Raw genomic sequence first — 20,288 nt, 5'->3', positions numbered from 1 at the left:
CTAACTACCTTTAAAATATTTTAATTTATACTCTATTAAACTAAGATTTTTCCCTAGTTTTATTGAATTTCTTTCAACAAAATAATGAGCTAAGAATGCGACTAATAACGACCCTATTATAGAAATTATTAGTATCATATAAATATTAAGATATTCATACAGTAAATGTATCAGTGTTAACATTACTATAGAATGATAAAGATACAGGCTATATGATATTTTCCCTAAAAATTGAAACACAGAATGTTTCATAAAACTTGAGAAAGGATCCCTTAAAAGGCAACAAATTATTAATACTACTCCTAAAACAATCATCCAATCTCCTATTATTTCTTTATGAAAAATTGTTTTTTTTGGGAAAAACCACCATCTATAAGTGTAAAATAATATTCCCCCTAAGAATAAATAGATTCCAGATTTTTTTACATATTTATTCTGTAATATTCTATTTAAGTTTATGGCTAAAAGTGAGCCCACGATAAACATAGCAGTATAATGTAGCGTCATAAAATAATCTACATCAATATCCAACCTAGAATTTGATATTTTTGTTAGACTTATACCCATAATCGAGCAAATCATGGCTATACAAAGACTTTTTTGTACACTGCATCTTTTCACAATATAAATAATAAAAGGAAAAATCAATGATATTCTCATTTCATGTATCAACGACCATAGTACTGGATCATAAGCATTATTATTAAAGCTACCTATAAATAATACATGTTCGAAAAACAATTTATACTCAAAACCATTACTCCAAAGATTATTAAACCAGTCACTTAGTCCATTTTTTGGTCCAGTGTAAAAAAGAACTCTAGATATTATAGCTATTAACACAGCAAATATATAAGGTATATATATTCTGAAAATCCTTTTAAATATATAATTTCCATAATTAATCTTTTCATTATTAATAAAAGGAATTGTTAAAACCAATCCACTTAGTATAAAAAATAAGATAACAGCTTCATGCCCCGCCCAGAAAATATGCAAAGGGGTGTATTTCATCACATTAACTCCTATTTCATTCCTTTCACTAGAAAAGAATGCTGGGAAAATTAAAAGATAATGGCTAAACATAACCGTAACAGCTGCTATTCCCCTTAAGGAATCTAACTCATGTATTCTCCTCATATTTCCTCCAAAATTAAGTTTCTATTAGACTAGTAATTTTCCCATAACCATTTGAATAATAATTAAAACCCGTAATTTTTTGATTAGAACCATAATCAGAAATAACTACTCTATCATGCAAAATGTCTATAACTCTATATACTTTTTCTCCAAATCCACTATGGCATCCTATAAATCTTGTTAAATCAAACTCTAAACATTTGCTTTCTGTATTTTCTTTTAACATAAATAATCCCGGTAACCCTTGATAATAATCATTTTGTTCTTTATTATCCATTTGAATTGTAAAATGTGCACCCGTAGATCTAAATAAGTTTCTTTTTTCAGGAATAGCTGTATATAAATACGTTCCAGGATCTTTTATAATTTCTTTCCCATCAATCGTCAATTCAATACTAAGTTGATCATTATGATCATGACTACCTTTTCCACTACTTCCAAGAGGTCCACATTTAATTGCTAAATATAAATTATTTGAAGTGTAAATATACATACCAAACTCGGGATAAGAAATAATTTTTAGGTTATCTATCAGGTTCAAATTCGCTGGATAGACATATTCAACAAATTGTGATTTTTCTTTAAATAAACGTATATTTTTCTCATCTACTTTATTTAATAGATTTATCGATGTATTTTTATAGCTTATATGTTGGCTTTGTTTATTTTGCCCTTTAACTCTTCCTTTTATTAAATCTTTTACTATCTTATATTCTATCGATTCCCCATTTACATACTGGTAAAAATCAGCTCTTTCAAAAAATGCATTAATTCCAGCTACTAAATAGCGATGGTCTAAGAATTTCTCATCCCAGTAGATTTCATGATCACCAAGTGCATTATAATTCTTTAAATTTAAATATAACTCTTTGGCATTTTTTACATACATTTTCTGGTATATCGGTTGTATCTTAAAAAAACGTCCGCTATCATTATCACCAAATTGGATAATTTCCTTATCAGGCTTAGTTATATCCATAGTAAATTCTGCAATTTTTTCTAATCTATCTATATACCAATCAGGAAACAATACATCTTCTTGTACTTCCCAAAAATCTTTTGTGTCATGATTAAAACCTTTCTTCTTACAAATTGAAAGATGTTTCTCTATACTATATTTTCTTAAAATATCTTTTTTAGTTTCTGACAATGCATATCCTAAAGAAGTCGCATATAGTGCTAATTCCCCTGATAAGCGATGATATGCTGTTGACTGCTCAAAATTTGCTCCATCTTTATAGAATTGTGCTTGCATCTCTTGAATATTTTCTTGAAATGCGAAACACAGCCATTCTTTTGTTTCCCCTGTTACCGGTAGATATGCTGCAATAAAAAATAGCCCTACAATATTAGAATAGTAATGATTATTGCGTACCTCGCCATCACGTTCTAAATGATTATAAATAAATTTTCCATGATCATATATAGAGAGACTAAATACTTTTTGGAATTCTTGAGAAAAAGTCACACCATGTACCCTAAATAAATCATAAACCAGTAGCCAATTTGCCGCTCGGATTGCAACGTCCATAGTACAAACCCAATTCACACCGAATTTAGGAGGGTTCATAGAGATAAAATCTAATACTTCATCCTGAAATTCTTTCACATATATTTTAGGTTCTTCGAAACCCCTTTTTCCTTGCTTGGCTAGTAAATATGCCCAAACATATTGAACTAAATGCTGCATACGTGATAATTCCCACGGGACCTTAACATCTACTCCTATATCCTTTCCATAGGAAACTTTCGAATAATGTATATGTGAATCCCAATAATAACCTGACTTAAAATCTAAGCGCCAATCAATTGGAATATAGTGAGTAGATATCATATTCCTCAAATATTTACTATATTCCCTATTTTTTTCATTAATGAGACATGTAATATCATTATTTAAATCTACTACAGGAGCTTTATATTTAAATTCTTCTATTCCTTTGCAGTCCATGTTATATTTTATATTCTCCCAACCAGACCCTAATAAATCAAAGTAATGATTAAGATATAATGATGTTATTTCTCGGATTTGTAAGATTTCTGTATCAGAAAAATTATATATTACATACTCGGATAATAGGCTCTCAATTTCATAACCATTAATGTTTCTGGAATACGTAGAAGTATGCCTATCTACTAACTCTTCTGTTTTTTTTAATATTTTATTTTTCACTTTCTTATTAACTTTATCTACTACTTCTTTAGGGGTTAATTCCTTAACCTTTTTTAAATAATAAGGCATAAAAGATTCTTCTCCTATTTATATGATCTCTCTAAATTTTAAAAGTTCTTTTTACTTATCTAATCTCTTAAATACACGGATTACTATTGTATATTGTAAAGTCAACATAATGACACCATTAGCTATTTGCGCCCATGCAACTCCTATAATGCCAAAGTATTGTGAAGCTGCATAATTAATTAATAAGGCAATAGGTGCTGAGATAAGTGTCACATAAAAATTTTCTTTCATCTTACCCATCGCTAATAATGTAACACCCATAATAGCATAAGATGAATACAACACATATTTAATCATAAGTATTCCTGTATATGTGATTGTACTTTTGTATGATTCCCCATAAAAGAAAGGAACAAATACTAAAGAGCCAATATACACAGCTAATCCTGCAATTACACTTAAAATAATAGCCTTCTTTTGAAGATTAAAGGCCATCTCTTTTAAGCTCTTATAATCATTGCTTTTTTCTGTCAAATAAGGTGTATATATATTTTGTAAAGTTGCTGTGATTTGAGTAGCACCTAGAAGAAATATTGTGGCAATTGAATAATATCCCATTTCAACACGATCAGTTATAAAGTTATCCATAACAATAATATCTGCATAGTTCCCTATGTTATTTACAAAATTAGCCAAAAAACTAAAAAAAGCAATTCCCCAAAATTGCTTAGGTATATCTATGTTTGAATTATCTAATCTCTTCACAAGATTTGCCTCTTTAAATAGAGGGTATAAACCAATAACCAATCCTAAAACCGTAGAGATAATAAAACCTTTCACACCAAATAACCAAGTACCAATAATTATAAACAATGCACCCTGCACTTTTATAATCGCTTGTATACTAGCCATTTTATTTACCCTTTTTAAAGCCAGGAGATAATTAATTAATATATTTGTTAAAGCTAATATTGGTACACATAAAGTATATATACCCCAATGAATCGAATATTGTTTAGAGGTAAGTATTAAAAATAAATTAAATAACAGAATGGATAAAAAAGAAAACAACAAACTATTCCGAATAGAATGCGAAAGGATTTTCTCTTTTTGGTTGTCTTCTCTCTTCTCAGCGCAAAACTTTAATATAGCGGTATCTAGACCGAAAGTTCCTAGTATAACAGCTAGTGTTAAATATGTTTGTAAGCTTCTTATTTGTGCCATACTTTCAGGATTAATAAATTTAGCAACTAATATAATACTCCCGAATCCTAAAAATTGGATCAAGAATTTAGTAAGTAACAAACTAAAAAAACCCTTTTTACCTAGCTGTACTAGGTTATTACGTATCTTTTTAATAAGGGTTATTAAACGATGCTTCATATTATACTTTCTCCTTCGATACCTCATTCATCTGGCCTATGCTATTTTCTACTTTAGTTATAAAATCATCTAAATTTCTATTTTTAAACAGTACTGTTCCTTCCGGTCTCTTACACACATCACTAGCAACTGCTGGACATTCTAAATATAACGCTTCTTCTATACTAATTCCATATCCATCACTATATGTTGGGCGCACCATTAAATTTGCATGTTTAAAAAGCGGCCATAATTCTTTTTGTCCTGTAATGAAATGAATATTATTTTCAAGCCCACTTAAATTTATCTCTTTTTTAATTTCATTAAAATAACCCTCGTCACCAATTTCTGCAAGCGCAAAAATTAATCCAATATCTTTATACTTTTCTTTTAATTTATCAACCATTTTAATACTTATATCTAAACCATATAAATCAAAACCGTTATGAAATGTAATTACAGAAGCATTGCCTACTATAAGAGGATTTGCTTGTGCTATAAATTTTTTAGTTTCATATGAATAAGTATCCATAATTTTTTGTTCATCTTCCATTGGGGGTGGTACAAAGGGTGATTGAATAGTTATTTTCTTTGGTAATTGAAGGTTATTTTTTACATAACCATCCTTCAAATGAGCTCCTACCATAATACATTCATCTATTTTTCTTACGAATATTCTAGCAATCCATTTTTGAATCCTACTTAAGTTATCTAATCTTCGAATTGAGTGATGATGTAAAATGATATGGGATTTAAATGGCCTAAAAATTAACATTAACATTAAAGGAAATTTAAATCCGTCCAAATGAAATGTATGATACGACGGTGATAGAAAACTCGTGATTAACAAAAACTTAATCTTCTCATAACGTGACATCCTCGAAAAATCTATTACTTCAGCCTCAACACCCATCGATTCTAATCTTTTTTTTGAACGATAAATATAGACACTTACCCCTCCTAAAGGGGGGGGATAAGGGCCAATTAAAAAATATTTATTCTTTTTCATCTCCATACGCCTCTAGTATCAATAACAACCTTTTCATTTAATGTTAAACGGTCAATATCTTTAAAGGCGTCATGATCTACCAATAATACAATTATATCTGCCTTTGAAATAGTAGAAACTGTAGAATCTAATTCAATTCCTAACTTGCTTAATTTCTCAGGTAATTGTTGAATATTGGGTTCAGATACAATAATTTTTCCTAATTGCTGACTAGCTAAATATTCTACAATTTCAACAGATGGACTTTCACGTAAATCATCTATATTAGCCTTAAATGCTAAACCTAAACAAGCAATTATAGGATTTTTAAATTTGTCTGCCTTTTCACGAATCTTATCTACAACATAACCTGGCTTATAATCATTTACCTGCCGAGCTGTATGGATAAGCTTAGCTTGTTCTGGTGCTGCGTCTACAATAAACCAAGGATCTACAGCAATACAATGTCCACCCACTCCCGGTCCTGGTTGTAAAATATTCACACGAGGATGTCTATTTGCTAAACTTATTAATTCCCAAACATTAATATGAAGTTCATCACAAATCATAGATAATTCATTAGCAAATGCAATATTCACATCTCGGAATGAGTTTTCTGTTAATTTCGCCATTTCTGCTGTTCTAGCATTTGTTTCAAGGATTTTACCTTTGACAAATTTCTTATAAAAATCTACTGTTTTCTTCGTAGAATTCTGATTAATACCACCTATTATTCGATCATTTTCTACTAATTCTCTTAAAATATGTCCTGGTAATACCCTTTCAGGACAGTGTGCTACAAAGAAAACACCCTTATTCGAGTTAATTTCTTCTGTCACAGTTAAATCTTCGCGTTCTTCTAAAATCCATTCCGTCACTTTTTCTGTTGTTCCTACTGGGCTTGTAGATTCTAAAATCACCAAATCACCTGGTTTTATGTATGGTGCTATTGTTTTCGTTGCCTGTTCAACATAAGTTAAATCTGGCTTATGATCACCCTTAAACGGTGTTGGAACAGCTAATATGAAAATATCCGACGTTTCTGGTACAACTCCTGCCTTTAAATTTCCACTTTGCACAGCGGCTTTTACCATAATATCTAAATCCGGTTCATAAATATGTACTTTTCCGCTATTAATCATTTCTACAGCAGATTCATTGACATCTACGCCATATACCTGAAATCCTTTAGTGGCCAATAAACTTGCTGTTGGTAATCCAATATAACCTAATCCTACTACACAAATTTTTTCATTCATCTGTAACACCCTTTCCATTTTACAACAATAAAGTTAATTAATAAGCTCCTCTTCTTAATACCACATTTACTACAGTTAAAAACAGAATTTTTATATCGAAAAATAATGATGCATTGTATACATAATGCAATTCTAAATCTACTCTTTCAGGGTATCCAACATCACTTCTTCCACTAACCTGCCAGTATCCTGTAATTCCTGGTTTCACAGATAAAAAGTCACTTTTTCTTTCCCCATATTCTAATAGCTCTTCTTGAACTACTGGTCTTGGTCCAACTAAACTCATGTCGCCCTTAAGAACATTGATAAACTGGGGTAATTCATCCAAGCTCGTTTTCCTTAAAAAACGCCCTACACTCGTAATACGAGGATCTTCTTCCGGTTCAAGTTTATAGTTATTATCTATATACTTTTTATAAAGCACTTCATTTTGTTTTAACTTCTTTTCTGCATCAATTACCATAGAACGGAATTTATATATTCCAAAAGTTTCACCATTTTGTCCTATCCTAGATTGCCTAAAAAATACCGGCCCTTTTCCCTCTCCACGCATATAAAGAATAGGGATTATAATAAAAAATGGGGAGAATATAATTAAACCTATAATTGCACCTACAATATCTATTGCCCTTTTCATTAATAAATACAAAACATTTTGCTTTCTAACAGTATCGATAGTTTCCGTTGCAGATTTATTTATTAAATTTCTTTCCTCCAACTTTTCCCTTCCTCCCTTTTATATGAATACATTCTCTTTGCCAACTATTGTATTCATATATTTCATCAAGTCTTCTTTTAATTCTTCATGCTGTAATGCCATTTCAATCGTTGTCTTAATAAATCCAAACTTCTCCCCAACATCATAACGAGTTCCTTCAAAATCATAAGCAAACACTCGCTGAATTTCATTTAAACGTTGAATTGCATCTGTTAATTGAATTTCGCCACCAGCGCCTGTTTGTTGATTCTCAAGAAACATAAAGATTTCTGGTGTTAATACGTAACGTCCCATAATTGCTAAATTTGATGGTGCCGTTCCTTGAGCTGGTTTTTCCACAAATTGTCGTACTTGATAACGGCGATCATTCTGTTCAACCGGATCGATAATACCGTAGCGATGCGTTTCGTTTTCAGGCACTGTTTGTACACCAATAACTGACGACTGTGTACCTTCATATTGATCCATCAATTGGCGTAAACAAGGCGTTTCTGCTTGGACAATATCATCACCAAGTAGTACTGCAAATGGTTCATTTCCAATAAATTTACGAGCACACCATACTGCATGCCCTAAACCTTTTGGTTCTTTTTGTCTTATGTAATGAATGTTAATTTTTGAAGAAGCTTGTACTTTTTCTAACATCTCATGCTTCCCTTTTTCTAGTAAACTTTGCTCCAATTCAAAAGAATGATCAAAATGATCTTCAATCGCGCGCTTTCCTTTTCCAGTAACAATAATAATATCTTCAATTCCTGATTCAATTGCTTCTTCTATTATGTATTGAATTGTCGGTTTATCGACGATAGGTAACATTTCTTTTGGCATCGCCTTCGTTGCTGGTAAAAATCTTGTCCCAAGACCAGCGGCTGGGATAATTGCTTTTCTTACTTTTTTCAATTATACTCCCCCTATAAATCTATTTATTTGTATGTAACAATAACAAAAACCCTACCTATAGAGTCATTTTTATAACTCCATAGGTAGAGTTTCTATTAGAAATAAATTATGGGCATCTAACCCATCCTCACGTCATACTCCCGACGACAAGCGTCTAAGGTAGGCATGAAATAAAATTTCTACCCACAGCACGACCGAGTGCCCCCATTGATAACGGTTAGGAGACATCACCAATTCTTATTTAAAAAATACCGAACAATTTTTTACGACGAATTTGTTCTGGATCTTCTTTGTAAATTGCCTTCCCGCTAATTAATAAGTACGGATTTTCTTTCAAATCACTCATAACATTCATTCCAAATTCTTTCTCAATTAGTTCATAGCTTTCCGCTAAATGAAATCCTCTTGATGTTGTGTTATGTGCATCTGAAGCAACCATATGGGTTAAATTATGTTCGACTAGTTGTAGTGAAAACTTTTTAATTTTCTTCCCGAATTTCCCTAATAAACTGCCTGCCGTTACTTGCGTTAATACCCCTTTATTTACAAGATTATATAACTTATCTGGCCGCTCGATTAACTCGGCATTACGTTCCGGATGAACAATAATTGGAATCATTCCCTTAACGCGCAGTTCATATAATAGTTGTTCAGCATAACGAGGTACGTGATTCGACGGAAATTCAATGAATATATATTTATTTGTTTCATTTAAAGTAACAATTTTACCAGCTTCATAGTCTTCTAATAAATCGCCATATAGCCTAATCTCTTGCCCAGGTAAAATAGTAAGCGGAATATTATATTGTTGTAGTTCATCATTTAGTTGTTTTACATGATGAATAATTGAGGTACGTTCATTTATATATTTGCCATTTTGATGGTGCGGCGTTGCGACAATTGTATGTATTCCTTCTGAAACGGCTTGTTGTGCCATCGCTAAACTATCTGTTACTGTTTGTGCACCGTCATCGATGCCATGCAAAATGTGACAATGTAAATCAATCATTCTTTCAGCCTCCCTCTCTCCTATCAGTCTTTTTTCCCTTGAATATGAGACGTCTCATATTCAAGGGAAAAAAGGAGATATGGTTGAAACATATCTCACCCTTTTAATTAGTTTGCGCCATAATAATAATATAAGCCTTGTTCACGTTCACGGTCGTTTAGAACAACACCTAACAATTTACCTTTTGCAGATTCCAATAAACCTTTTGCTTTTACTGCGGTTTCTTTCTCTGTTGATTCACTGCGAACTACAAGAATAGAAGCATCACATACATTTGCCATAATTTGTGCGTCGGTAACAGCTAAAATTGGTGGCATATCAAAAATAACTAAATCATACATACTGTATGCTTGCCCAAGAAGTTCTTTCATTGATTTCGAACCTAACAATTCGGCCGGGTTTGGTGGGATTGGACCACACGCTAAAAAGTGTAGATTGTCTACAGATGTCGTTTGCACGCACTTCTCTAAACGTTCACTATTTGTTAATACGTTCGTTAATCCAAAAATGTTATCTACTTGGAACATTTGATGCATTGCTGGTTTACGCATATCTGCATCAATTAATAATACTTTTTTTCCTTGTTGAGCAAAAACAACTGCCATATTCGCTGTCGTTGTCGTTTTCCCTTCACTTGGATTTGCAGACGTGACCATTAATGAATGTAAATTCGTATCAACAGCTGCAAATTCAATATTCGTTCGAATATTACGATATTGTTCTGAAATTGGTGATTTCGGTTGTTGATGAGCAATTAATTGACGGCGTTGACGATGATTCTTTTTCTTTTTAAATAAATTAAGAGCCAATTGTTTGTCCCCTCACTTTTCTTGATGATGGAGCGTGTGATTTCACGTTCAATGTTTCTTCATCCATACGAGCTACAATCCCTAATACTGGTAAGCCGAGTAAGTTTTCCACATCTTCTTCTTTTTTCACTGTGTTATCTAAGTACTCTAGTAAGAATGCAAGACCAATTGAAGCCATTAAACCAACGACAAAAGCGATTGCTACATTTAACATTGGGCGTGGTTTAATTGGTGATAATTCTTCTGATAACTCAGCCTTAGAAAGTACCGTAACATTATCCACACTCATAATCTTCGCAACTTCACCTTTAAATACTTCTGCAGTTGTGTTAGCAATATCACGAGCTAATTTCGGGTCTTTGTCTTGCGCAGTTACTGCTACGACTTGTGAATCTTTTTCATTAGCCACTTCAATTTTTTTGTTCAATTCTTGTGCTGTTATGTTCAGGCCTAACTTTTCTTTCACTTGATCCAAAATAACAGGACTTTTAATAATAACCTTATATGTATTTGTTAATTGAATATTTGTCTGTACCTCATTGTACTGAATTGCTGCGCCTTCTTGCTTCTTCTGGTTAACAAGAATTTGCGTCGAAGATTGATAGATTGGTGTCATGAAGAAAAAGCTAATGATAGCACTTACTATAGCTACACCAAATGCAATTACGAGGATCATTGCTAAACGTTTTTTTAAGATATGAAATAACTCTTTTAGACCAATTGTTTCTTCCATAGGTTCCTCCAACTTTCTAAAATTTACACATAGGAAAAATTATAACATATAAATCTTACATTTTTTATTTTTAATAATTCAGTTCTATATTTGTTCACAAGAAACAAGTTTAATCTTACAAAATAATCTTAAATATGACAACACATTCCAATGATTTCCCAAAAATTTTATCATATCATGCTTTTTACACTGTATAACTTGATAAATAATTTTCAGAAAACAAAAAAGCCAACAAAAATTTTGTTGGCTTTTTCATATTTTAGTAATAACCATACTGCTCTTTTTCTTCTCTTTTATCGTTTAAAACGACACCAAGTATTTTGCCTGATGCTTTATCTAATATTTGTTTCGCTTTTACGATTTTATCTTTTTCCGTCTTTTCGCTGCGTACAACGAGTACGATTCCATCACATTTATTCGCAAGAATTTGTGCATCTGTAACCGCAAGGACAGGTGGTGTGTCAATTAATATAATATCAAACATGTTATATGCTTCTAGCAACGCCTCGTCCATTGCCCGGCTCCCTAATAGTTCTGCTGGGTTTGGCGGGATTGGACCTGCTGCCATTAAGTATACGTTCTCTATATCTGTTTTTTGAATGCATTGCATAAGTTTTGCTTGTCCTGATAATAAGTTCGTTAACCCATTTGAACTATGAATGGCAAATAAGTTTTGTATCGTTGGCTTACGCAAGTCAGCTCCAATTAATAAAACTATCTTTCCTTGTTGTCCGAAAACAACTGCTAAGTTTGAGATTGTTGTTGTTTTCCCATCACCTGGATCTGCTGAAGTAACAATAATAGAACGAACATGGTTATCTACAGATGTAAACTCAATGTTTGTACGAATGTTACGGTATTGTTCTGTAATACGCGATTTAGGCTCTTTATGTGTAATTAATTGTCGTAATGGTTTTCTTTTCTTTCTCCCGAACATATTCATAATCTCCTTTTGTGAAATGCGACATTTCCCTTTTCTCTCTCTTATGCTCGATTTCATACGTCTAATTAATATTCTTGCTGAGTTCCCCACATTTCATCATAATCAATAACATTCTACTTTGTCTTATTTAAGTACCTTAACAATATGACAATGCCCTTATTTCTTTATTACCTTTATCACTTATCCTGTTTTCTAGATAAACAATAAAGTAAGTATATGGTAATTACCATCTATTTACAAGATATTTTCTGATTAGTTTGTATATTATCTTTTCATCGTTATATAGCAGTAAACAAAAAATCTCCTTGTCTTTTCACAAGGAGATTTTTTATTTTTCTCTATTCTTTTTTATCACCAATCGCAAATGTAATTTCTGCCTCACATGCAACTTCACCATCTACTGTTGCGATTGCTTTTCCTTTTCCAATTGGGCCGCGTACGCGTGTCATTTCTACTTCTAGACGAAGCTGATCACCTGGGCGTACTTGTTTTTTGAAACGGCAATTGTCGATACCTGCAAAGAAAGCAAGTCTTCCGCGGTTTTCTTCTTTCTTTAATACTGCAACTGCTCCGACTTGTGCTAATGCTTCTATAATAAGTACACCAGGCATAACTGCATAGTCAGGGAAGTGTCCGTTAAAGAATTCTTCGTTTGCGGATACATTTTTAATCCCAACCGCTCTTTTACCTTCATCTACTTCTAATATTTTATCAACAAGTAAAAATGGATAGCGGTGAGGAATGATTTCTTTAATTTGTTCTATATTTAGCATATAACAATCGCCCCTTTTGTAATATTGGTCTTACCACTTGGACATATTGCTATTATCCCATTTTGTTTATTGTTTGTCATTACAAAGTAACATTTTATATTTAGCACAACTTCCTAAAAAAAAATGCACACACTCTATTCCATTAAAATAGTTGCACATTTTTGCAACTGACACGGAGGTGGAAAGGAGTGTATGCCCAAATTAGGGAAAGGCAATATGTATTGAAACATTATTTGCCTTAATGTCGTATTCGACTCATTATATTATAAACGTTTTCAATTAAGGAAATATTAAATTTAACCATATATATGAATATTTTACCTGTTTCCTTCACATTTCTCTATTTTCCTTCCATTTTCGCAAAAAATCAAAATAAAAAAATATAAAAACGAAAAAAAGAACTAAGGCGTCAGCCTTAGTTCTTTCAAATTATCTCAAAGCACGCTTTGGTAATCTGTCGATATTCTCTAACATAATACCTGTACCAACCGCAACGCAGTGCATTGGGTTTTCAGCAATTAATACTGGTACTTTTAGTTCTTCTGCTAGAAGCATGTCGATACCGTGTAGTAAAGCTCCACCGCCTGTTAGAATAACACCGCGGTCGATGATATCTGCAGATAGTTCTGGTGGTGTGCGCTCTAATACGCCTTTTGCAGCTTGTACAATAACAGCTGCATTTTCTTTTAATGCTTCTGTAATTTCTTCAGAGCATACTGTAATTGTACGTGGTAAGCCTGTTACCATGTCACGTCCGCGAATTTCAAGCTCTTCGCTACGTGCACCTGGGAATACTGTACCAACTTTAATTTTAATATCTTCTGAAGTACGTTCTCCGATTAATAGCTTATACTTACGTTTAATATAGTTTAAGATCTCCATATCAAACTTATCGCCAGCCATTTTGATAGAGGAAGAGGTAACAATATCACCCATAGATAGTACAGCGATATCTGTTGTACCTCCACCAATATCAACAACCATGTTACCGCTTGGTTGGAAGATTTCCATACCAGCACCAACTGCGGCTACTTTTGGTTCTTCTTCTAAAAATACTGTTTTACCACCTGAACGTTCAGCAGCTTCACGAATTGCTTTTTGTTCTACTGATGTAATATTTGTTGGACAACAAATTAAAATACGAGGTTTTGAAAAGAAGCTCTTTACGTCCAATTTGTTAATGAAATACTTTAACATTGCTTCTGTAATTTCGAAGTCTGCGATTACACCATCTTTAAGTGGACGAATTGCTACAATATTACCCGGTGTACGTCCCACCATGCTTCTCGCTTCTTCACCTACTGCTAATACTTTACCACTATTACGATCAATTGCCACAACAGATGGCTCATTTAATACAATACCCTTACCTTTAACATGAATTAATACGTTAGCCGTACCTAGGTCAATTCCGATATCTCGCGCAAACATTCCCGTTTTTTCCTCCTCGATATTCAAAATCAGGTTACACCCGAATTCTTTTCACCTAATTTCTGATTTTATCATAAATTTAACAGAAACGTAATATTCGCAAAAAGAATTCTTCTGAAAAATATTACCGAATGTGAACGGAATGTTTGCTACTGTAACATTATTGACGTACAGGCTTCTCTACATCTTCTTTTCTATACTTTTGCTTTGTTGCTTCTCCACCTCTTAAATGACGAATAGACTTATGATAATCAAGAATTTCTTTCACTTCATTTGCGAGCTCTGGATTAATTTCTGGTAGACGCTCTGTTAAATCTTTATGGACTGTACTCTTTGATACCCCAAATTCCTTTGCAATGACACGCACTGTCTTTCTTGTCTCCACGATATACTTACCAATCTTGATAGTTCTCTCTTTGATGTAATCGTGCACACCACTCGCCTCCCTAATTTGGATGTGAGAAGGGTGAAATGAGCCTCGCTGCATACGACTAAGAAGTAAGTGTGAGTGCTGTTTGTAAGCGTTAAACATTCTTGGATTTATAATGAAATGATTCACGATTTCTCACCTCAAACACTCTCTTTGCTTTGGTTTATACCATTGTATTGCCCGCACTACTGATATATGCTACATGTTCACTATTTTTGCGGACTAAGTTAAGAAAAATTACGTTTTTTTGTGAGAAATACGTTAACAGTGACTATTTTGACGAAAAAAAAATGACACCTTATGTATAAGGCGTCATTCTTCTCTTTCAAACTCTTCTTCTAATAATTGATGGTGGGGAACCTCTTTCTTACCGGCAATATAATAATATAAGGTGAATAAAACAAACAATAAAATAATAGCAGTCGACAGAACAAATAAAAATGACACAGTATCCCCTCCCTTTTGTAATATATATTCGAGAATCTCGTCATTTTTCCTTGTTTTTGCAACTTTTTTCTCGAAATTGAGTATTTTTATATAAAAATAAAAAAATCAGCTCCCCTAGTGGGAACTGATTTTTTCACTTTCTTATTCTTGTGAAGAAGAATCGTTAGATGATTCTGTAGAACCATTTGTTGATTTTTCTTCTTTCTTCGGTTCTTCTTTTTTGTCACTAGTTGAACCGCTTGTTGATTTCTCTTCTTTTTGAGACTTGTCTTCTGTTTTACTTTCTGGTTTCGTGCTCGTTGACTTCTCTTCTTTTTGAGATTTGTCATCAGCTTTTTTACCAGAAGCATTCGTAGCCTTTGCAGCACCTGCATCAGCTTTAATTTCTGTTACTGATTTATTTAAGTAACGTTCAGGGTTCACAGCCACATTGTCTTTACGTACTTCAAAGTGAACGTGAGAGCCTGCCTCTTTATTCATTGCACTTAGACCGGATGTTCCTAATACTTCACCTTGTGCAACTCTTGCACCTTTTTCTACTTTCACACTGCCTAAGCTTTGATAAGATACCGCTACACCATTTCCACTATCAACTGTTACAACATAACCAAGAAGTGAATCTTTTTCAGCTTTCGTTACTGTACCACTTAAAGCAGCAGCAACATTGAATTCTTTTCCATTCTTCGCAGCAATGTCAATTCCTTTGTTCGGGGAATATGTGTTGTTATAAAAGACAAGTGCTTTTTCTTGTTCCGCCTCAGTTGCTGCATCTTCATAGAATTTCTTCTGTACGACTACTTCCGCATTCGCGGCAGCTGGCATTTTCACTACTTCTGAAGATTTCGTTACTGGTACTGCTGGATCTTCCGATTGTGTATACGGTGTTGCTTGATCGTGGTTTGGAGTCTTCTTCGGATTAGCTCCTTGGAACCATAGCGCAACCATTAAGATTACCGCTGCACAAGCAATGTATAGTGCCGGAAACACCCATCTTTTTTGAAATAAATGTACTACCTTTTGCGACTTTTTATTATTTCTTCCTCGCATTCCATCATCACCTCAGCAATCATTTTGAACAATATTCACGTATCCTATACAACGTATAACTAATTACTTTTCGACAAAATCTGTAAAAATATGTATAAGAACTGTAAAATTTCCGAGGAAATGATAGAAAAAAGAAAAAACTGAGCACTTTTAGCTCAGTTTTTAGTCTAATTGTTTCTTTTTATATACGATTAAACATACAACGAGCGATATAATAAGCCAAACTGCAACATTTAATACATGCCCACTAATACTACTAAATCCCGCCCCACCTACTAAGCTTTTAAGTGCTTTCACAATATGAGATGTTGGAAGATATCCAATCATCGTCTTAATTACTTTATTTTCAACCATTGGCTCAAACTGTACAGCCAAATACATCGTCATTAATATCGGCATTCCAATTATTGATGTTTGTGGTACAGAAGATGCAAGTAATCCGATCATTGTTCCAAGTACGATAAACAAAATAGTTCCGCATAAGAATATCAATCCTACCAATAGAAGATTAATATTTAACTGATCTAAAATGAATAAATTTACAATACAAATGACCATCGTCAGACCTGATGTTAATAAACTCTTTCCAAGTAGAACTTCAACCGAAGATGCCGGTGATAGCATTAATACACGCAATGTATGTTTTTCTTTTTCTTCTGCAATTACCATAGATTGAACAAAGCCTGCGACAAATAGGAAGGCCGTTATAGTAGTAATACCTAACATTTCCTTTCCCACTCCAAATCTGCTAAACAAAAATGAAAGTATAATTGGTAAAAATGCCATTAACAACACTTGTGAATTTGTCTTAAAATCTTGTACTTCTTTTCTAAAAATAGCTGATACACGTCTCATTGAAAATGTCATTATAATCCCCTCCCAGTAACTTCAATAAAGATATCGCCTAGCGTTGGTTCGTGTGAATGAATAGATAACAGTTCGCCCTTTTTCATCCATTCTGAAATACGATTTGCGCCTAATTCATCTTTTTGCACTACTTCTTTTCGTTTACCTTTTAATACGACCTCTATTTGATCCTTAGCGTATTGTAAGCGCAGGTTCTCTGGCGTATCGAGTGCTACAATTTCTCCGCCACAAAGGAAGGCAATACGGTTACAAAGCGTTTCTGCTTCATCCATGTTGTGCGTCGTTAAGAAAATCGTCGTTCCTTCTTCATTTAAGTCTTTTAAGATTTTATGAATGTTTTGTACGTTTACTGGATCAAGTGCAGATGTTGGTTCATCTAAGAAGAGGATATCTGGTTTATGAAGGATTGCTCTCGCTAGTGTGACGCGTTGCTTCATTCCCTTTGATAGTTTCTTTACTGGTGTTTTTTTATCATCTAATAAATTTACTTGTGTTAGTACTTCATCGATTCGTTCTTTTTTGCAATCGTATAAGTCACAAAATAATAGTAAGTTATCATAAATGCTAAGTCTTTCATATAAGCCGCTGTTATCTGTTAAAATACCAATTCGTTTGTAATCGATGCTACTTGGTCCTGTAATATCTTTCCCTAATACTCTTACCGTTCCAACACTATGAAGCAATTGAGAAGTTAAAATTTTTACTGTTGTCGTCTTACCAGATCCACTCGGTCCGAGGAATCCGAATATCTCTCCTTGCTTCACCTCAATATTTACATTTCGAAGTGCCGTTTTTCCACTGAAACTTTTCATTACATCTTTCATTTCAATTGCCAATGTCATTTCTTCATCCCCTTTGTTTTTCTTCTTTATAGATGAAAGTCGCTTTAGCGCTTTTCGTTCGTTTGTTTCGCTTTTCTTGACTCAATCATATGAAAAACAAAGGGATTACGCAGTAAAATACCGGTAAAAGGAGTATTTTTACCGGTGAATGAATCGCATGTTGAGCTTATTGGAGCACTTTTTATAGCCCAATCACACCTTTTAATTCATCCATGCGTCCTTTTGAAAGCGGAATTGAACTTTTTCTTTCGTCATCCAAAATTAAACTAAAACTGTTACGAGTCCAAGTAATCACTTCTCGTACTCTTTGTAAATTCACAAGATACGAGCGGTGACATCTAAAGAAACCAAAACCTGTTAATCTTGCTTCTAGTTCACTTAATGTTAATGCACATACGAAATCACCTTCACGAACGTGAATATGCGTTACTCCGTTTTGCGTTTCAATGAAATGGATTTCCATCGGATCAAGTAAAATGATTTTATCGTTCACTTTCGCAGGTATTCTTTCTAACTTCATTTGCGGAATTATTTGAACGACCTTCTCTTCATCGACTTTTTCTGCTTCCTCTTGTTCAATTTCTACTTTTTTCACACCATCATTGTTTAGTATGTATACATCTTCCGTTAACGAAAGGGCATCCGATAGAAAAGATGACGTAATAAAAATCGCCTTTCCTTGCTCTTTCATTTTCATAATTGCTTTTCGAATAATAACCGTACTCTCTATATCTACATTTTGCTCTGGCTCTTCCAAAATGATTAAATCCGGATTATGAATCATCACTCGTCCGATATGAAGACGGCGTTTCTCTGAAAATGATAATTTTTCTATTTTAACGTTTAGTTTATCTAGGAGACCAACAGACTGCACAACTTCTTCTATACTTATCTTTGATTCATAAAGCCCTAATAGAAATTTGAAGTATTCTTTCACCTTCAAACGATCATATGCCTCATCTTTCAAAAAACAAAAACCGATGCGGGAATAATTTTTCTTTCCAATTGCTTCTCCTTCAAACAGTACATTGCCAGTCGACGCCTCTTCTTCACCAATAATGATGCGGTGTAACACTTTAGCTGTATGATTATTGCATTGCAAAACAATACATTGTCCCTTCTCCACCTCTAGCTCAATTGCCGGTAACTGGTTCGCCTTCCCTAATTGTTTCAACTCTAGTAACGCCATTTCATTTCCCCCAAATGCCTTTTTATCCTATTATATCAAACAGTTAATGGAAAATTATGATATTTTAAACAGAAAAAAATAGGTGCCAGAGTTCTGACACCTATTTCTTCACCATCAATTTTCCTTCATAATCATTCATCGTCTTTATTTCAACGCCTTTATAGTAATGAGCGACGATATCTGTATATTTCTTTCCTTCCGCTGCCATGCCGTTCGCCCCATATTGACTCATACCAACGCCGTGACCGAAGCCTTTCGTCGTAACGATGATTTTATCTCCTTGTTGTTTCCACGTAAAATCAGAAGAACGTAAATCTAACTTTTCACGAACTTCTTTTCCAGTTAATGTTTTTCCTTGAAAAGCTACATCCTTTACGCGCTTTCCTTCCGTAAGGTCTTTAATATTTCCAACCTTCCCGTCTGCTAGCACTTTCACACCGAGACGTTTTTGAAAATCAGCTACTGTAAATGTTTGCTCGCTCGTAAACTTTGGAGAGGCTTGATCCCACGGACTATCTACACTTTTCAAGTACGGATAATCATTTCCCCAATAGTCAGCTGCATTTTCTGTTCGGCCATTACTCGTTGAAAAGAAGGATGCTGAAATTGGTTTTCCATCATACGTTAAAACTTGTCCTGCTGTTTTCGAAACGGCTTCTTCGATTTTCTTCAAATTATTTTCGTAGTTATTACCCCATTGCTTCTTCAATTCATCTTTGCTTTTGTACACTTGATCTTTCACCGTATCTGTCACGTCCGCATTATTTTTCTTTCCTCCGCTTAGCATACGTTGTACTACAAATGTTCTCGCTGCTAATGCCTGCGCCTTTAGTGCCTCTATTTCAAAACTGGCATTCATCTCAGAAGCTACTACACCTGTCACATACTCCTCCACTGGTAATGTTTCTACCTTCTTCTGTTTTTCGCGATATACAGCAACTTGAACAGCTGTATCTACTTTTCCTGGAGCTGGTATGCTTTCTATCGCTGGAGGAGTTTTAGAGGCCGTTTCTTCCCCTCCTTTTGCTTTCGCAAATGGAATAACAAGGGCTGCAGGTACAATGATAACGAGCGCTATTAAGAGCGCTACTGTAATAAAAAGTGGCTTTGAAAATTTCATCCTATTTTCCTCCAATATAAAAGCTTTACTCCATTCATTCTTATGGAACAACTCTTTCTTTTAGAACATACTTAAGGGGAAGAGTATAAAACAGAAATT

The 20,288-nt window shown here is 33.7% G+C and carries 20 protein-coding genes; all 20 read right to left on the bottom strand.

All coding sequences use genetic code 11. The features are described from left to right. Positions 1–1,140 (bottom strand): acyltransferase family protein, encoded by a 1,140-nt coding sequence (locus ACTFO4_RS11160; RefSeq protein WP_047792175.1) that lies wholly within the window; start codon positions 1,138–1,140, stop codon positions 1–3. A gap of 13 nt (positions 1,141–1,153) precedes the next feature. Further along, positions 1,154–3,382 carry an alginate lyase family protein gene (locus ACTFO4_RS11155; RefSeq protein ID WP_326234507.1) on the bottom strand — a complete coding sequence of 743 codons (2,229 nt, stop codon included), beginning with the start codon at positions 3,380–3,382 and terminating at the stop codon, positions 1,154–1,156. Positions 3,383–3,433: 51 nt separating this feature from the next. Beyond that, positions 3,434–4,705, bottom strand: a complete 1,272-nt coding sequence (locus ACTFO4_RS11150) for a lipopolysaccharide biosynthesis protein (RefSeq protein WP_047792177.1) — start codon at positions 4,703–4,705, stop codon at positions 3,434–3,436. A gap of 1 nt (position 4,706) precedes the next feature. Further along, positions 4,707–5,693 carry a glycosyltransferase family 4 protein gene (locus ACTFO4_RS11145; RefSeq protein ID WP_047792178.1) on the bottom strand — a complete coding sequence of 329 codons (987 nt, stop codon included), beginning with the start codon at positions 5,691–5,693 and terminating at the stop codon, positions 4,707–4,709. Beyond that, positions 5,690–6,931, bottom strand: coding sequence for a UDP-N-acetyl-D-mannosamine dehydrogenase (gene wecC, locus ACTFO4_RS11140; RefSeq protein ID WP_047792189.1), 1,242 nt, complete (start codon positions 6,929–6,931; stop codon positions 5,690–5,692). The genes ACTFO4_RS11145 and wecC overlap by 4 nt, the downstream gene beginning before the upstream one ends. A 37-nt stretch (positions 6,932–6,968) precedes the next feature. Continuing rightward, positions 6,969–7,649, bottom strand: coding sequence for a sugar transferase (locus tag ACTFO4_RS11135; protein WP_000392722.1), 681 nt, complete (start codon positions 7,647–7,649; stop codon positions 6,969–6,971). Between the two features lie 18 nt (positions 7,650–7,667). Next, positions 7,668–8,549: a UTP--glucose-1-phosphate uridylyltransferase BpsC gene (gene bpsC, locus ACTFO4_RS11130; protein WP_098214002.1), complete on the bottom strand. Its 882-nt coding sequence runs from the start codon at positions 8,547–8,549 to the stop codon at positions 7,668–7,670. Between the two features lie 241 nt (positions 8,550–8,790). After that, on the bottom strand, positions 8,791–9,558 hold the full coding sequence (locus ACTFO4_RS11125) for a tyrosine-protein phosphatase (RefSeq protein WP_047792179.1): 768 nt from the start codon (positions 9,556–9,558) through the stop codon (positions 8,791–8,793). A 107-nt stretch (positions 9,559–9,665) separates the two neighbouring features. Beyond that, positions 9,666–10,367: a CpsD/CapB family tyrosine-protein kinase gene (locus tag ACTFO4_RS11120; RefSeq protein WP_001207174.1), complete on the bottom strand. Its 702-nt coding sequence runs from the start codon at positions 10,365–10,367 to the stop codon at positions 9,666–9,668. Beyond that, on the bottom strand, positions 10,357–11,100 hold the full coding sequence (locus tag ACTFO4_RS11115) for a YveK family protein (protein ID WP_047792180.1): 744 nt from the start codon (positions 11,098–11,100) through the stop codon (positions 10,357–10,359). The genes ACTFO4_RS11120 and ACTFO4_RS11115 overlap by 11 nt, the downstream gene beginning before the upstream one ends. 259 nt (positions 11,101–11,359) lie before the next feature. Then, positions 11,360–12,037 (bottom strand): CpsD/CapB family tyrosine-protein kinase, encoded by a 678-nt coding sequence (locus tag ACTFO4_RS11110; RefSeq protein WP_326234508.1) that lies wholly within the window; start codon positions 12,035–12,037, stop codon positions 11,360–11,362. 344 nt (positions 12,038–12,381) lie between these two features. Then, positions 12,382–12,816: a 3-hydroxyacyl-ACP dehydratase FabZ gene (fabZ, locus tag ACTFO4_RS11105; protein WP_215551364.1), complete on the bottom strand. Its 435-nt coding sequence runs from the start codon at positions 12,814–12,816 to the stop codon at positions 12,382–12,384. A 429-nt stretch (positions 12,817–13,245) separates the two neighbouring features. After that, positions 13,246–14,247 carry a rod shape-determining protein gene (locus tag ACTFO4_RS11100; RefSeq protein WP_000457978.1) on the bottom strand — a complete coding sequence of 334 codons (1,002 nt, stop codon included), beginning with the start codon at positions 14,245–14,247 and terminating at the stop codon, positions 13,246–13,248. Between the two features lie 160 nt (positions 14,248–14,407). Continuing rightward, positions 14,408–14,680 carry a sporulation transcriptional regulator SpoIIID gene (gene spoIIID / locus ACTFO4_RS11095; protein ID WP_000544012.1) on the bottom strand — a complete coding sequence of 91 codons (273 nt, stop codon included), beginning with the start codon at positions 14,678–14,680 and terminating at the stop codon, positions 14,408–14,410. 309 nt (positions 14,681–14,989) lie between these two features. Continuing rightward, positions 14,990–15,124: a hypothetical protein gene (locus ACTFO4_RS11090; RefSeq protein WP_000008901.1), complete on the bottom strand. Its 135-nt coding sequence runs from the start codon at positions 15,122–15,124 to the stop codon at positions 14,990–14,992. 141 nt (positions 15,125–15,265) lie between these two features. Then, positions 15,266–16,171, bottom strand: coding sequence for a M23 family metallopeptidase (locus tag ACTFO4_RS11085; protein ID WP_001214926.1), 906 nt, complete (start codon positions 16,169–16,171; stop codon positions 15,266–15,268). 162 nt (positions 16,172–16,333) lie between these two features. After that, positions 16,334–17,038, bottom strand: a complete 705-nt coding sequence (locus tag ACTFO4_RS11080; protein WP_326234509.1) for an ABC transporter permease — start codon at positions 17,036–17,038, stop codon at positions 16,334–16,336. Then, complete coding sequence (locus tag ACTFO4_RS11075; protein ID WP_000170866.1) at positions 17,038–17,880, bottom strand: ABC transporter ATP-binding protein; 843 nt, start codon at positions 17,878–17,880, stop codon at positions 17,038–17,040. Before ACTFO4_RS11075 ends, ACTFO4_RS11080 begins: the two co-directional genes overlap by 1 nt. A gap of 181 nt (positions 17,881–18,061) precedes the next feature. Next, entirely contained in the window at positions 18,062–19,069 is a 1,008-nt protein-coding gene (locus ACTFO4_RS11070; protein WP_078404968.1) for a LytTR family transcriptional regulator DNA-binding domain-containing protein, read from the bottom strand. Positions 19,070–19,169: 100 nt separating this feature from the next. Then, positions 19,170–20,189 (bottom strand): stage II sporulation protein D, encoded by a 1,020-nt coding sequence (spoIID, locus tag ACTFO4_RS11065; RefSeq protein ID WP_326263333.1) that lies wholly within the window; start codon positions 20,187–20,189, stop codon positions 19,170–19,172. Between the last annotated feature and the right edge of the window lie 99 nt (positions 20,190–20,288).

Source organism: Bacillus cereus group sp. MYBKT14-1 (assembly GCF_051915185.1).
In the GTDB taxonomy this organism is placed as follows: domain Bacteria; phylum Bacillota; class Bacilli; order Bacillales; family Bacillaceae_G; genus Bacillus_A; species Bacillus_A cereus.
This window is presented reverse-complemented; position numbering and strand designations above follow the sequence as displayed.

Excerpts from the sequence above, each read along its gene's own strand:
- ACTFO4_RS11160 (WP_047792175.1), bottom strand. The coding sequence starts at position 1,140 with ATGAGGAGAATACATGAGTTAGATTCCTTAAGGGGAATAGCAGCTGTT.
- ACTFO4_RS11155 (WP_326234507.1), bottom strand. The coding sequence starts at position 3,382 with ATGCCTTATTATTTAAAAAAGGTTAAGGAATTAACCCCTAAAGAAGTA.
- ACTFO4_RS11150 (WP_047792177.1), bottom strand. The coding sequence starts at position 4,705 with ATGAAGCATCGTTTAATAACCCTTATTAAAAAGATACGTAATAACCTA.
- ACTFO4_RS11145 (WP_047792178.1), bottom strand. The coding sequence starts at position 5,693 with ATGAAAAAGAATAAATATTTTTTAATTGGCCCTTATCCCCCCCCTTTA.
- wecC (WP_047792189.1), bottom strand. The coding sequence starts at position 6,931 with ATGAATGAAAAAATTTGTGTAGTAGGATTAGGTTATATTGGATTACCA.
- ACTFO4_RS11125 (WP_047792179.1), bottom strand. The coding sequence starts at position 9,558 with ATGATTGATTTACATTGTCACATTTTGCATGGCATCGATGACGGTGCA.
- ACTFO4_RS11115 (WP_047792180.1), bottom strand. The coding sequence starts at position 11,100 with ATGGAAGAAACAATTGGTCTAAAAGAGTTATTTCATATCTTAAAAAAA.
- ACTFO4_RS11110 (WP_326234508.1), bottom strand. The coding sequence starts at position 12,037 with ATGTTCGGGAGAAAGAAAAGAAAACCATTACGACAATTAATTACACAT.
- fabZ (WP_215551364.1), bottom strand. The coding sequence starts at position 12,816 with ATGCTAAATATAGAACAAATTAAAGAAATCATTCCTCACCGCTATCCA.
- ACTFO4_RS11100 (WP_000457978.1), bottom strand. The coding sequence starts at position 14,247 with ATGTTTGCGCGAGATATCGGAATTGACCTAGGTACGGCTAACGTATTA.
- ACTFO4_RS11085 (WP_001214926.1), bottom strand. The coding sequence starts at position 16,171 with ATGCGAGGAAGAAATAATAAAAAGTCGCAAAAGGTAGTACATTTATTT.
- ACTFO4_RS11080 (WP_326234509.1), bottom strand. The coding sequence starts at position 17,038 with ATGACATTTTCAATGAGACGTGTATCAGCTATTTTTAGAAAAGAAGTA.
- ACTFO4_RS11075 (WP_000170866.1), bottom strand. The coding sequence starts at position 17,880 with ATGACATTGGCAATTGAAATGAAAGATGTAATGAAAAGTTTCAGTGGA.
- ACTFO4_RS11070 (WP_078404968.1), bottom strand. The coding sequence starts at position 19,069 with ATGGCGTTACTAGAGTTGAAACAATTAGGGAAGGCGAACCAGTTACCG.
- spoIID (WP_326263333.1), bottom strand. The coding sequence starts at position 20,189 with ATGAAATTTTCAAAGCCACTTTTTATTACAGTAGCGCTCTTAATAGCG.